This is a genomic window from Streptomyces sp. ASQP_92, from assembly GCF_025399895.1.
Taxonomy (GTDB): domain Bacteria; phylum Actinomycetota; class Actinomycetes; order Streptomycetales; family Streptomycetaceae; genus Streptomyces.
The window spans coordinates 84713-97530 of record NZ_JAODUA010000016.1 but is presented as its reverse complement, the minus strand read 5'-3'; the positions used below and the strand labels follow the sequence as shown (position 1 = coordinate 97530).

Annotated in this window: 12 protein-coding genes; 4 read left to right on the top strand and 8 right to left on the bottom strand. The window is 71.4% G+C overall.

The window, feature by feature from the left end:
• Positions 1-221 precede the first annotated feature (221 nt).
• On the bottom strand, positions 222-995 hold the full coding sequence (locus tag N4G70_RS27985) for a carbon-nitrogen family hydrolase (RefSeq protein ID WP_261715508.1): 774 nt from the start codon (positions 993-995) through the stop codon (positions 222-224).
• Positions 996-1160: 165 nt separating this feature from the next.
• On the opposite strand from N4G70_RS27985, the gene N4G70_RS27980 reads away from it, so the two are divergent.
• Positions 1161-1985, top strand: a complete 825-nt coding sequence (locus N4G70_RS27980) for a maleylpyruvate isomerase family mycothiol-dependent enzyme (protein ID WP_261715507.1) — start codon at positions 1161-1163, stop codon at positions 1983-1985.
• Positions 1986-2114: 129 nt separating this feature from the next.
• Here the strand turns inward: N4G70_RS27980 and N4G70_RS27975 are convergent, their stop codons facing one another.
• The 6 genes from N4G70_RS27975 to pdhA form a co-directional block, all read right to left on the bottom strand.
• Positions 2115-3413, bottom strand: a complete 1299-nt coding sequence (locus N4G70_RS27975) for a nitrate/nitrite transporter (RefSeq protein WP_261715506.1) — start codon at positions 3411-3413, stop codon at positions 2115-2117.
• 37 nt (positions 3414-3450) lie between these two features.
• A complete protein-coding gene (locus N4G70_RS27970) occupies positions 3451-4113 on the bottom strand; it encodes a GntR family transcriptional regulator (protein WP_261715505.1) in 663 nt (220 codons plus the stop codon).
• 63 nt (positions 4114-4176) lie between these two features.
• A complete protein-coding gene (locus N4G70_RS27965; RefSeq protein ID WP_261715504.1) occupies positions 4177-4644 on the bottom strand; it encodes a hypothetical protein in 468 nt (155 codons plus the stop codon).
• 164 nt (positions 4645-4808) lie between these two features.
• Positions 4809-6200, bottom strand: coding sequence for a dihydrolipoamide acetyltransferase family protein (locus N4G70_RS27960; RefSeq protein WP_261715503.1), 1392 nt, complete (start codon positions 6198-6200; stop codon positions 4809-4811).
• A gap of 10 nt (positions 6201-6210) precedes the next feature.
• Positions 6211-7191, bottom strand: a complete 981-nt coding sequence (locus tag N4G70_RS27955) for an alpha-ketoacid dehydrogenase subunit beta (protein WP_261715502.1) — start codon at positions 7189-7191, stop codon at positions 6211-6213.
• Positions 7188-8372 carry a pyruvate dehydrogenase (acetyl-transferring) E1 component subunit alpha gene (gene pdhA / locus N4G70_RS27950; protein WP_261715501.1) on the bottom strand — a complete coding sequence of 395 codons (1185 nt, stop codon included), beginning with the start codon at positions 8370-8372 and terminating at the stop codon, positions 7188-7190. The genes N4G70_RS27955 and pdhA overlap by 4 nt, the downstream gene beginning before the upstream one ends.
• A gap of 386 nt (positions 8373-8758) precedes the next feature.
• On the opposite strand from pdhA, the gene N4G70_RS27945 reads away from it, so the two are divergent.
• From N4G70_RS27945 to N4G70_RS27935, 3 genes are all read left to right on the top strand, one after another.
• Positions 8759-9421 carry a response regulator transcription factor gene (locus tag N4G70_RS27945; RefSeq protein WP_120722491.1) on the top strand — a complete coding sequence of 221 codons (663 nt, stop codon included), beginning with the start codon at positions 8759-8761 and terminating at the stop codon, positions 9419-9421.
• A gap of 101 nt (positions 9422-9522) precedes the next feature.
• Positions 9523-9939, top strand: a complete 417-nt coding sequence (locus N4G70_RS27940) for a pyridoxamine 5'-phosphate oxidase family protein (protein ID WP_261715500.1) — start codon at positions 9523-9525, stop codon at positions 9937-9939.
• Between the two features lie 15 nt (positions 9940-9954).
• Positions 9955-10968: a phosphotransferase gene (locus tag N4G70_RS27935; RefSeq protein WP_261715499.1), complete on the top strand. Its 1014-nt coding sequence runs from the start codon at positions 9955-9957 to the stop codon at positions 10966-10968.
• Between the two features lie 28 nt (positions 10969-10996).
• On the opposite strand, the gene N4G70_RS27930 is transcribed toward N4G70_RS27935, so the two are convergent.
• A complete protein-coding gene (locus N4G70_RS27930) occupies positions 10997-12682 on the bottom strand; it encodes a protein kinase domain-containing protein (RefSeq protein ID WP_261715498.1) in 1686 nt (561 codons plus the stop codon).
• Positions 12683-12818 lie beyond the last annotated feature (136 nt).

Below are 12818 nucleotides of genomic sequence, written 5' to 3'. Positions count from 1 at the left end.
CCCGCGCGGACCCGCAGCCGAAGACGGGTTTCTTGGGGGCGCGAGGAACTGCGCGAAAAGCGACCATTCAGGGGCGCGGGGAACTGCGCGAGAAGCGACCACGGTCCGCAGCCGAAGGCGGGGTTTTCAGGGGCGCGGGGAACTGCGCGAGAAGCGAGCACGGTCCGCAGGATCGAAGGGGGCTGGGGGGCGCGGCGAGCCGCGTGGGTGGGCGGGAGGGGCTAGAGGACGCGGTCGCGGAGCGCCGGGAAGAGCTCCCGGGTCTCCGTCACCTTCCCCGGCACCAGCTCAACCGTAAGGACCTCCTCCCCCGCCCCCGCCTCCGCGAGAACCTCCCCCCACGGGTCCACCACCACGCTGTGCCCCGCCTGCGCCACCCCCGCATGGGACCCCGCCGTACCGCAGGCCAGTACATACGCCTGGTTCTCGACCGCGCGGGCCCGCGCGAGCAGCGACCAGTGGGCGCGGCGCCGCTCGGGCCAGCCGGCCGGGATCACGAAGGCCTGGGCGCCCGCGTCGACCAGGCCCCGGAACAGTTCGGGGAAGCGCAGGTCGTAACAGGTGGCGAGGCCCAGCGTGAGGTCGGGCAGCGGCACGGTGACGAGCCGGTCGCCCGCGCCCATGAGGACGGCCTCGCCCTTGTCGAAGCCGAACCGGTGGATCTTGCGGTAGCTGTGCGCGAGTTCGCCGTCGGGCGAGAACACGAGGGAGGTGTTGTACAGCGCGCCGTCCTCGCCCCGCTCGGGAACGGAGCCCGCGTGCAGCCAGACACCGGCGTCGCGGGCGGCCTCGGACATGGCCCGTGCGGTGGGCCCGTCGAGCTTCTCGGCCTCGTCGGCGAAGAGTTCGTAGGCGAAGGCCCCGGTGGTCCACAGCTCGGGCAGGACGACCAGATCGCTGCCCCGCTGCTCGCGGACCAGCGAACCCGCGCGCTCGCGGCGGGACTTGACGGACTCGTCGGGGTCGACGTCGATCTGGATGAGGGAAGCGCGCACAGTACCACCGTCCTGGCCTTCGAGCCGTCAGCACTACGGGAAACAGCCTACGATCGTCACACGAAAGCACTGCCGGGGTGCTGCCCGGCAGCGTAACTTAGCGACCAAGCCTCCCACGCAGTCCCGCAGTCCAGCCCGCGTACAAAAGAACCGCCGAGGGGTCCCGTGACCGTCCATCCCAGCCTTCAGACCTACGCCGATGCCTGGACCCACTCCATCGAGGCGATATCCGAGCTGGTGCAGCCGCTCGTCGAGGGCGAGTGGAACCGGCCCACCCCGTGCCCCAACTGGTCGGTGCGGGACATCGTGTCGCACATCATCGGCATGGAGAGCGAGCAGCTCGGCGATCCCCGGCCGATCCACACCCTGCCGCGCGACATCTTCCATGTGCAGACCGAGTTCGCCCGCTACATGGAGATGCAGGTCGATGTGCGCCGCCACCATACGGCGCCGGAGATGACCTCCGAGCTGGAGTACACGATCATTCGCCGGGCGCGCCAGCTGCGCAACGAGAACCGCGACCCGGACACCAAGGTGCGGGCGCCCCTCGGTGCCGAGCAGACCCTGGAACTCGCCCTGCGCATGCGGGCGTTCGATGTGTGGGTGCACGAGCAGGACCTGCGCTGGGCCCTGAACAAGCCGGGCAACCTGGACTCCCCGGGTGCGTACGTGGCCCGCGACATCCTGCTGCACACGCTGCCCCGGGTCGTCGCCAAGGACGCGGGCGCGCCGCCCAACTCGGCGGTGGTCTTCGACATCCACGGCCCGCTGGAGTTCCTGCGCACGGTACGGGTGGACGCGGACGGGCACGGCACCATCGACGGGGCGCCCTCGCTCGGCCCGCTCGTCACCCTCGCCATGGACTGGGAGACCTTCCTGCGCCTGGCCTGCGGCCGGGTCCGCCCGCACGCGGTGGCCGACCGCGTCAAGAAGGAGGGCGACCAGGCACTGGCCGACGCCATCCTGCGGGAGTTCGCGGTCACGCCGTAGTCGGTTCGCGGTCACGCAGTAGTCGGTTCGCGGTCACGCGCGCGGGCGCACTCGGGGGCCACCAGGTGTCGCTCGGGTGCCACCAGGTGTGGTGGCACCCCATGTGGTCCCACCACACGGGCTCCCGCCCTACACCGGCACGTGGACCGCTTCCACTCTGCTCGCCACCAGCCGCTCCCGTTCGCGGCGCTGGGCCCGCCTGCGCAGGCGCAGGATCTGGACGATGCCCAGCACCTCCAGGACGAACACCGAGGAGAAGGCGATCCGGTAGTTGTCGCCGGTCGCGTCGAGCAGGACGCCCACCGCCAGCAGCGTCGTCATGGAGGCGATGAAGCCGCCCATGTTGGTGATCCCGGAGGCGGTGCCCTGGCGTTCCGGTGGGTTGGCGGGGCGGGAGAAGTCGAAGCCGATCATCGAGGCGGGACCGCACGCCCCCAGGACCAGGCAGAGCGTCACCAGCAGCCACATCGGGGCGTGGGTGCCGGGGTAGGCGATGATCGCGGCCCACAGGAGGGCGGTCGCACCTATGGTGCCGAGCGCCAGGGGCAGCCGGGCCGCGTGGTGGCGGGCTATGAGCTGGCCGAACACCAGGCCCACGACCATGTTGGAGAGCACCACCAGGGTCAGCAGCCCCCCGGCCGCGCCCCGGTCGAGGCCCTGCGCCTCGACGAGGAACGGCATTCCCCAAAGCAGCAGGAACACCATCGCGGGGAACTGCGTCGTGAAGTGCACCCACATTCCGAGCCGGGTGCCGGGCTCGCGCCAGGACTCGACGATCTGACGCCGGACGAACGCGGCCCCGGCGTGATGGGCCGGCGGTGGCTCGTGGCCCTCGGGGTGGTCACGCAGGAACAACAGCAGCAGGACCAGCACGACGACTCCGGCGAGCGAGCTGCCCGCGAAGGTCGCCGTCCAGCCGAAGTGGTGCAGGGCGCGGGCGATGACGAGGGTGGACACCAGGTTGCCGGCCATGCCGAACAGCGCGGCGACCTGCCCGATCATCGGGCCGTGCTTCGGGGGGAACCAGCGCGAGCCGAGCCGCAGCACGCTGATGAAGGTCATCGCGTCCCCGCAGCCGAGCAGCGCCCGGGAGGCGAGCGCGGTGCCGTACGAGGGGGACAGGGCGAACCCGAGCTGTCCGACGGTGAACAGGGCGGTCCCCAGCACCAGGACCCTCTTGGTGCCGAGCCGGTCGACCATGAGGCCGACGGGTATCTGCATGCCCGCGTACACCAGGAGCTGGAGGATGGAGAAGGTGGACAGCGCCGAGGCGTTGACGTGGAAGCGTTCGGCGGCGTCCAGGCCCGCGACGCCGAGCGAGGTGCGGAAGATGACGGCGACGAAGTAGACGCCGACGCCTATGCCCCACACGAACGCGGCGCGGCGCCCGCCCAGCGGCCGCGGCGCGGGCGCTCCCGCTGAGCTCATCGGTCCTCCCCCCGCCTCGGCGCTCGTCCCTGGTGGCTCATCGGTCGTCCCCCCTGACCAGGACCTTGACCCAGCTGAGGTGCTGGCGCACACAGTGCGCGGCCCGCTCGCCGTCGCCGGCCCTGATCGCCTCCAGCATCTCCTCGTGCTCGGCGATGTTCTTGGCGACGCGGTCGGGCTGGGCATGCATCACGGCGACGCCCATGCGCAGTTGGCGGTCCCGCATCTGGTCGTAGAGCCGGGACAGGATCTCGTTTCCGGCGTTGCTCACGATCTCGGCGTGGAAGCAGCGGTCGCTGACGGCGACGGCGGCCAGGTCTCCGGCGGCCGCGTGCGCCTTCTGCTCGGCGAGGAGTTCCTGGAGGCGGCGGACGAGACGGTCCGGCGCGGGGACGGACCGGCGGGCCGCGAACTCCTCGACCAGCAGCCGGGTTTCGACCACGTCGGCGGTCTCCTGGGCGGAGACGGCGAGCACGAGCGCGCCCTTCTTCGGGTAGAGCTTGAGCAGCCCCTCGACTTCGAGCTTGAGCAGCGCCTCGCGTACCGGCGTCCGTGACACTCCGACCGCCTCGGCCAGCTCGCCCTCGGTGAGCAGCGTGCCGCCCGCGTACCGGCGGTCGAGCACCGCCTGCTTGACGTGCATGTAGACCCGGTCGGCGGCAGGCGGCTGCTTGGTGGCGGGGGCCGGAGCGGAAGGCATGCGCACAGGATAGATACAACAGAGGTGCATCAGAAAGCGCCGTCCGGATCGCGGGACGGGGTCCTAGGCGGCGGGCGTTCTGACGCTCTTCAGGGCGCAGCCCCGGGGGAGCCGGGGGAAGTCCTGGAACTGGTACGGGGCCGCGGCGCCGCCCTCGACCTTGGTCCTGAGCCGTGGCGCGGTGCCGTACGGCGTGAGGATCTCGGCCCGGACACCGGCCGACGCGGGCGCCTTGGGGTGGGCACGGTCGAGGGTGCCGAGGCCCGGGAGGGGGCGGCCCGGCCCGTCCTTGAAGGTGACCCGGGGCCCGGCGGGGCTCAGGGTCAGCAGCGCGGAGACCCCGGCCCCGATGGACACCTCCCGGGAGGCGGTGCAGGCCTTGGCGTCGCCGACGACCTCCGTGAAAGAGAACGTCCTCACGGGCGGCGCGGAGGCGCCGTGCCGGTTTCCGGCGGCCGGGTCCAGCAGGGCCGCGGTACAGATGGCCGCGGCGATCGTGGCGCCGAGTGCGACGCGGACGCGTGTCCTCATGAACGGCTCCCCTCGGGCCCCGGCCCCCCCTTCACTCTCCGGCCGGCCCCCGCCCCTGTCCACCGGGGCCGGCCCGGACGCGCACCGGCCCCCGGCGCGCGGGGTGCGCGCCGGGGGCCGGGGGAGCGGTCGGGTGCGGGGTGCGCACCGGGGACCGGGGGCGGTCAGGCCCAGGTGATGAGCCGCTTCGGCTGCTCCAGGACCGCCGCCACATCGGCGAGGACCTTCGAGCCGAGCTCGCCGTCGACCAGGCGGTGGTCGAAGGAGAGCGCGAGCGTGGTGACCTGGCGCGGCTTGACCTTGCCCTTGTGCACCCAGGGCTGGAGCTTGATCGCCCCGACCGCCAGGATCGCGGCCTCGCCCGGGTTCAGGATCGGGGTGCCGGTGTCCACGCCGAACACACCGACGTTGGTGATGGTCACCGTGCCGCCCGACATCGCGGCGGGCGATGTCTTGCCCTCGCGGGCCGTCGCCACCAACTCGCTCAGGGACTGCGCGAGTTGAGGCAGCGTCTTGTCGTGGGCGTCCTTGATGTTGGGGACGATCAGACCGCGCGGGGTGGCCGCCGCGATCCCCAGGTTCACATAGTGCTTGAGGACGATCTCCTGGTTCGCCTCGTCCCAGGAGGCGTTGACGTCCGGGTTGCGCTTGATCGCCACGAGGAGCGCCTTGGCGATCAGGAGCAGCGGGTTGACCCGCAGGCCCGCCATGTCCTTGTCGCCCTTGAGCTCCTCGACGAGCTTCATCGTCCGCGTCACGTCGACCGTCACGAACTCCGTGACGTGCGGCGCCGTGAACGCCGAGCCGACCATGGCCTGCGCGGTCGCCTTGCGTACGCCCTTGATGGGAATGCGCGTCTCGCGGGCGTCGCCCTGAACGGGAGCCGCCGGAGCGGGAGTTGTTTCACGTGAAACAGGGGCGTCGCCCTGGACGGGAGCCGCCGGAGCGACCGCCGCGTGCACGTCCTCGCGGGTGACGATGCCGTCGGGGCCGGTCGGCACCACGGTGGCGAGGTCGATGCCGAGGTCCTTGGCGAGCTTGCGCACCGGGGGCTTGGCGAGCGGGCGGGCCGGCGCGGGGACCGTGCCGTTCAGCTCGGTCTGCACGGCGCGCAGCGCCTCGGCCGGGGCCTGCTCGGGAACGGCGGCGCCCTTGCGGGGGCGGCGCTTGGTCGAGGCCTCGGAGACGCCGTAGCCGACGAGGACGGGCTGGCGGCCCTTGGGCTCCTCCTCCGCGGCGGGCTCGGCCGGTGCGGCGGCGGGCTCGGCGGCCGGGGCGTCCTCGGTGCCCGGGGCCACGTCCACGGTGATGATGGACGTGCCCACGTCCACCGTCACGCCCTCTTCGAAGTGGAGCGAGCGCACCACTCCGTCGTAGGGGATGGGGAGTTCGACGGCCGCCTTGGCGGTCTCGACCTCGCACACGACCTGGCCGTCGGTGACGGTGTCACCGGGCTGGACGTACCACTTGAGGATCTCCGCCTCGGTGAGTCCTTCGCCGACGTCCGGCATCTTGAACTCGCGGTAGCGGGCTGCGTTCTCAGTCATTGTCGTCACGACCATTCCCTCAGTACGCCAGCGAGCGGTCGACGGCGTCGAGCACCCGGTCGAGACCCGGCAGGTACTCCTCCTCCAGGCGCGCCGGCGGGTACGGGGCGTGATAGCCGCCGACCCTGAGCACCGGGGCCTCCAGGTGGTAGAAGCAGCGCTCGGTGATCCGCGCGGCGATCTCCGCTCCGGCGCCGTAGAAGACCGGCGCCTCGTGGGCGACGACCAGCCGGCCGGTGCGCTCGACGGAGGCCTGGACGGCGTCGAAGTCGATGGGCGACATCGAGCGCAGGTCCAGGACCTCGATCGACTTGCCCTCTTCCTGCGCGGCGGCCGCGGCTTCGAGGCAGACCTTCACCATCGGGCCGTACGCCACCAGCGTGAGGTCCGAACCGTCGCGTACCGTGCGGGCCTTGTGCAGCGGCTCCGGGATGGCGTCGGTGTCGACGTCGCCCTTGTCCCAGTAGCGCCGCTTGGGCTCGAAGAAGATCACCGGGTCGTCGCACTGGATGGCCTGCTGCATCATCCAGTACGCGTCGGACGCGTTGGACGGGCTGACCACCTTCAGGCCCGCCACGTGCGCGAACAGCGCCTCGGGGGACTCGCTGTGGTGCTCGACCGCGCCGATGCCGCCGCCGTAGGGGATGCGCACGACGACCGGCAGCTTGATCTTGCCGAGCGCGCGGGCGTGCATCTTCGCGAGCTGGGTGACGATCTGGTCGTAGGCGGGGAAGACGAACCCGTCGAACTGGATCTCCACGACGGGCCGGTAGCCGCGCAGGGCCAGGCCGATCGCGGTGCCGACGATGCCGGACTCGGCGAGCGGGGTGTCGATGACACGGTCCTCGCCGAAGTCCTTGAACAGGCCGTCGGTGACCCGGAAGACGCCGCCGAGCTTGCCGACGTCCTCGCCCATGATCAGGACCTTGGGGTCGGTCTCCATCGCCTTGCGCAGCGACTCGTTGATCGCCTTGGCGATCGGCAACTTCTGTACGGTCATCGCTGGTTGCCCTCCCCCGCGGCGGAGCCGCCCTCGGACTCGGCCGCGAACGACGCCTGGTAGGCGGCGAACTGGGCGCGCTCCTCGTCGACCAGCGCGTGGCCGTCGGCGTAGATGTTCTCGAACATGGCCATCGGCTCGGGGTCCGGCATGGCACGGACCGCCTCGCGCACCCGCTTGCCGAGCGTCTCCGACTCGGTCTCCAGCTCCTCGAAGAACGCCGCGTCCGCGTGGCCGGCCTTCTCCAGGTAGGCGCGCAGGCGCAGGATCGGGTCCTTGGCCTCCCACGCCTCGCGCTCCTCGTCGGCCCGGTACTTCGTCGGGTCGTCGGAGGTGGTGTGGGCGCCCATCCGGTAGGTGAACGCCTCGACCAGGGTGGGTCCTTCGCCCCGGCGGGCCCGCTCCAGGGCGGACCGGGTCACGGCCAGGCAGGCCAGCACGTCGTTGCCGTCGACCCGCACGCCGGGGAAGCCGAAGCCCTGGGCGCGCTGGTAGAGCGGGACGCGCATCTGCTTCTCGGTGGGCTCGGAGATCGCCCACTGGTTGTTCTGGCAGAAGAACACGACGGGGGCGTTGTAGACGGCGGAGAAGGTGAAGGCCTCCGCGACGTCGCCCTGGCTGGAGGCGCCGTCACCGAAGTAGGCGACCACGGCGCTGTCGGCACCGTCCTTGGCGACGCCCATGGCGTACCCGGTCGCGTGCAGCGTCTGCGAGCCGATGACGATCGTGTACAGGTGGAAATTGTTGGTCGTGGGGTCCCAGCCACCGTGGTTGACGCCACGGAACATGCCGAGCAGGTTCGTCGGGTCGACGCCGCGACACCAGGCGACGCCGTGCTCGCGGTAGGTGGGGAAGACGTAGTCGTCGTCCCGCAGCGCACGCCCGGAGCCGATCTGCGCGGCCTCCTGGCCCAGCAGCGAGGCCCACAGGCCCAGCTCGCCCTGGCGCTGCAACGCGGTCGCCTCGGCGTCGAAGCGCCGGGTCAGCACCATGTCGCGGTAGAGCCCGCGCAGTTCTTCGGCGCTCAGGTCGACGTCGTAGTCAGGGTGCTCGACCCGCTCGCCCTCGGGCGTCAGCAGCTGTACGAGCTCGGGCTCGGCGGCCGTCTTCCTGGCGCCGGCGCCGGCGGTGCGCTTGCTGCTGCGTCGCGGTTTACGCGCGGCAGTGCTCTCCACGGTCACGTGCGTGCTCCTCCGTCTGTCCGGCTCCCGGGTTCGCCGGTGAGCCTGGGGGTCCCCCCGGCTCGTCCAGAGCTGGGGAGAGGCTCGCCTGTCCGTCTCAAGTGCACGGGGGTGTGCGCGCTCGGCCGGGGATCAGGCGTGACAGGTGCCCCGGCGAGCGCCCTGCCAAAGGCACGTTACCCAGTGCTGCGCATTACTGCGAAACCCCACTTGACCTGCGATTTTGCTTGGATTTCCAAGTAAATCGAGAAAGTAGGGAACAGTCGCTGGTCACAGCCTTGCAGGCCGCCGGAACAACGGCACGTTATCCCGGTCGCGGACGTTCGGGAAGGGGTCTCTTATGGCACCTTCCGGCGGCCTTCGGATGAATGTGTGAGACTGATTCCGTGCGCGAAACAGGCAAAATCACCGTATTCCTGCTCGACGACCACGAGGTGGTCCGTCGCGGCGTCCACGAAATGCTCTCCGTCGAGGACGACATCGAAGTGGTCGGCGAGGCCGGCACCGCCGCGGACGCGCTGGTCAGGATCCCGGCCACCCGCCCCGACGTCGCGGTGCTCGACGTGCGGCTTCCGGACGGCAGCGGAGTCGAGGTCTGCCGGGAGATCCGTTCGCAGAACGAGGACATCAAGTGCCTGATGCTCACCTCGTTCGCCGACGACGAGGCGCTTTTCGACGCGATCATGGCCGGGGCCTCCGGCTATGTCCTCAAGGCGATCCGCGGAAGCGAGCTTCTGACCGCCGTGCGGGACGTCGCCGCGGGCAAGTCGCTGCTCGACCCGGTGGCCACCGCCCGGGTCCTGGAGCGGCTGCGCGACGGCGGCAAGAGCAAGGGCGACGACCGCCTGGCCAACCTCACCGACCAGGAACGCAAGATCCTCGACCTGATCGGCGAGGGCCTCACCAACCGCGTGATCGGCGAGCGGCTGCACCTCGCCGAGAAGACCATCAAGAACTACGTCTCCTCCCTGCTCTCCAAGCTCGGCATGGAGCGCCGCTCCCAGGCCGCCGCGTATGTGGCCCGCATCCAGGCCGAGAAGAGCCACTGAGGGCCTTGCCCCGCTGAGCTGCCCTTTCGGGACTTACGGCCCGTCCCGTCGGGGCGCCGGGCTCTTTCGGGGGGCGTCCTCGAAGGACGAGAGTGGGGGGCATGTCCTTCGAGGAAGCCCGCGCCATCGAGCTGCTCGGCCGTGTTCCCTACGGCCGGGTCGCGACCAGTATGCGCGCCCTGCCGTTCGTCGCCCCCGCCCGCCACGTCGTGGTGGACCACAGCGTCCTGCTCCGCCTGCACGCGGGCCTCGGCTACCACCACGCCTGCCTGGGCAGTGTGGTCGCGTACGGCGCGGACAACCTCAGCACGGGCGAGCGCCAGGTGTGGTCGGTGCAGTTCACCGGCACCGCCGAGCCCTTCGAGCCGACGCCCGAACAGCGCGGACTCTTCGGCGCCGACCCGCGCGAGGTGGATGGAGAACCCTTCGACCCCGTCTACATGCGAATCGAACCTCAGTTCGCGACCGTTCATTCGCTGGACTACTCCACAGAGCGCCGACTCAAACACGCTGCGTGATCTAACATCTGTCGGGTGCCGCGCTCATCTGCAACTCCACCCGTGGGCGACCTGCTGCGCCGCTACGAATCCCCCGGTGAGCCGCTCTCCTGCGAACGGGTCGCCCAGGGCCTGCTGAACCGCGGCTACCGCCTCGCCACCACCCGCGGCGACTACTTCCTCAAGCACCACCTGGACGGCGACCACGAGGCCATCGCCCGCCAGCACCGCGCGACCGAACGCCTCCAGGCCCTGGGCGTGCCCGTCGCCCCGCCCGTCCCCGCCGCCGACGGCGACACCGTCGCGGTGATCGGCGGCGACTGCTACGCCCTGCACCCCTGGGTCCAGGGCAGCCACCGCGACGGCGCCCAGCTGTGCGCCGTGGAGTCCCGCCGGCTCGGCGCCCTGCTCGGGCTCGTCCACACCTGCCTCGCGCAGGTCATGGACCCCGACGTGCCCCGGTCCGAACACCGCAGCGCCGACCCCGCGGACACCCTCGCCCTCATCGACGACCTGGTCGCCCGGGCCCGCGGACACCAGCCCCGGGACGTCTTCGACGAGCTCGCCGAACACCGCCTCCTGGAGCGGCGGGTCCTGCTCGGCCGGCACGCCCACCGCCGCCCCGCGACCCCCGTGACGGGCGCCTGGGTGCACGGCGACTTCCATCCGCTGAACCTGCTGTACCGGGGCGAGGGCCGCTCGGCCGAGCCCGCCGCGATCGTCGACTGGGACCGGCTCGGCGTCCAGCCCCGCGCCGAGGAGGCCGTGCGGGCCGCGGCGATCTTCTTCGTCCGCCCCTCGGGCGAGCTGGAACTGGCGAAGGTACGGGCCTACGCGCGGGCCTACCGGCGGGCCGCCGGCGCCGACGCCGAGGAGTTGGCGGCCGCCGTGCACCGGGTGTGGTGGGAGCGGCTCAACGACTTCTGGATCCTGCGCTGGCGCTACCAGCTCCACGACAGAAGGGCCGACCCGCAGTTTCCTGCGGCGTCGGCCCTTGCCGTCTGGTGGACCCGCGAGTACGAGGCGGTGTGCGAGGCCTTCGCGGGGTGAGGCGGGGTGGGTCCCGGGGGGCGTCGGGTCAGGGGCTCGGCGTACCGCCGGGGCCGGCCGAGGTGCCCTGGGTGGTGCCCTTGCTGGTCCCGGTCGTGGTGCCCTCGGTCGTGCCCTTGCTCGTACCCGTCGTGGTGCCCTCGGTCGTGCCCTTGCTCGTACCCGTCGTGGTGCCCTCGGTCGTGCCCTTGCTCGTACCCGTGGAGGTGCCCTCGGTCGTGCCTTCGGTGGTGCCCTCGCTGGTGCCGGTCGTGGTGCCCTCGCTCGTTCCCTGGTCCGTGCCCGGGGAGTGCGAGGACTGCGACTTGCTCGGCGACGGCGAGGCCGAGCGCGAGCGGTGGCGCGAGGGGGACTCGCCGTTGCCGCTCGTGCTGCTGCCGTACGTCTGGCCCTGGCTGGTGCCCGGGGTGTCCGGCGTCGAGGGGGTGTCCGACTGGGAGACCGACGGCGAGGTCTTCGGCGAGTTGGAGGTCTTGCCGCCACCCCCGGAGCCCGAGTCCGAGCCCTTCGTGGCGCTCAGCGCGAACGCGACACCCGCGGCGATCGCCACGATCGCGAGCACCACGAACAGCACCATCTTGCCGCTGCGGCCACCGCCCTGCTTGTGGCCGCCGTGGTCGTAGCCGTCGTAACCGCCGTCGTTCGGGTTCATCGGCGGCAGCATCGGGCCGCCGAACTGCGAGGTCTCCCCGTGCACCGGGTGGCCCATGGCCGCCGTCGCACCGGCGGTGCCCATCGCCGGGGTGTGGGCGCCCTCGTGCATCAGCTCGACCGGGCCGGTGTTCCAGGTGCCGGTGTGGCCGCCCTGCGCCTGGAGCATCTGCAAGCCGTACTGGACCAGGCCGCGCATCTCCTCGGCGGACTGGAAACGGTCGTCCGGGTCCTTGGCGAGAGAACGCATGACGAGGCCGTCGAGTTCCGGCGGCGCCACATGGGCCACCTGCGACGGCGGCACCGGCATGTCCTGCACGTGCTGGTAGACCACGCTCAGCGGCGTCTCACCGATGAACGGGGGCCGCAGCGCGAGGAGTTCGTACAGCAGACAGCCCGTGGCGTACAGGTCGGAGCGGTGGTCGACGGCCTTGCCGAGCGCCTGCTCGGGGGAGAGGTACTGCGGGGTGCCCATGACCATGCCGGTCTGGGTCATCGTCGACTGGGCGCCGTGCAGGGCCCGCGCGATGCCGAAGTCCATCACCTTGACCGCGCCGGTGTCCGTGATGATCACGTTGGCGGGCTTGATGTCACGGTGCACGATGCCGTGCTGGTGCGAGTAGGCCAGCGCCTCCAGGACACCGGAGACGATGATCAGCGCCTGCTCCGGCGGCGGGGCGTCCGCGTCCACCAGGAGCTCACGAATGGTGCGGCCCTCGACGAGCTCCATCACGATGTACGGGACGACCTGGCCGCCCACGACATCTTCACCGGAGTCGTACACGGCCACCACGGCGTGGTGGTTGAGACCGGCCACCGACTGCGCCTCACGCGTGAAACGCGCCTTGGACACCGGGTCCTCGGCGAGATCGGCACGCAGCAGCTTCACGGCGACGGTACGGCCGAGGCGCACGTCCTCGGCGGCGAACACCTCCGCCATGCCACCGCGGCCGAGCCGGTGGGTCAGGCGGTACCGGCCGTCGCCGACGAGGCCGCCGACCCAGGACTCGTGGTCCTGACCATCGGCCATCCCGGCGCCGTTTCCGTCGGGTTCGGGTGCCATCAGTCCTCGCCGTCGTATCTGGCCGCGTCCGCGGTCTTCCGTGGGGGCTTCCGTCGTGCGCCACCGCTGGTTGTGCAGTAGTGCACGCTACAGCGTTCGTGCGGGGCGCCGGTCCGGGATGGACCGGCCATCCAAT

What these genes read in the sequence shown, in the direction of transcription:
- N4G70_RS27955 (WP_261715502.1), bottom strand. Translation starts at nt 7,191, where the DNA reads ATGACCGTACAGAAGTTGCCGATCGCCAAGGCGATCAACGAGTCGCTG.
- N4G70_RS27965 (WP_261715504.1), bottom strand. Translation starts at nt 4,644, where the DNA reads ATGAGGACACGCGTCCGCGTCGCACTCGGCGCCACGATCGCCGCGGCC.
- N4G70_RS27930 (WP_261715498.1), bottom strand. Translation starts at nt 12,682, where the DNA reads ATGGCACCCGAACCCGACGGAAACGGCGCCGGGATGGCCGATGGTCAG.
- N4G70_RS27970 (WP_261715505.1), bottom strand. Translation starts at nt 4,113, where the DNA reads ATGCCTTCCGCTCCGGCCCCCGCCACCAAGCAGCCGCCTGCCGCCGAC.
- N4G70_RS27975 (WP_261715506.1), bottom strand. Translation starts at nt 3,413, where the DNA reads ATGAGCTCAGCGGGAGCGCCCGCGCCGCGGCCGCTGGGCGGGCGCCGC.
- N4G70_RS27940 (WP_261715500.1), top strand. Translation starts at nt 9,523, where the DNA reads ATGTCCTTCGAGGAAGCCCGCGCCATCGAGCTGCTCGGCCGTGTTCCC.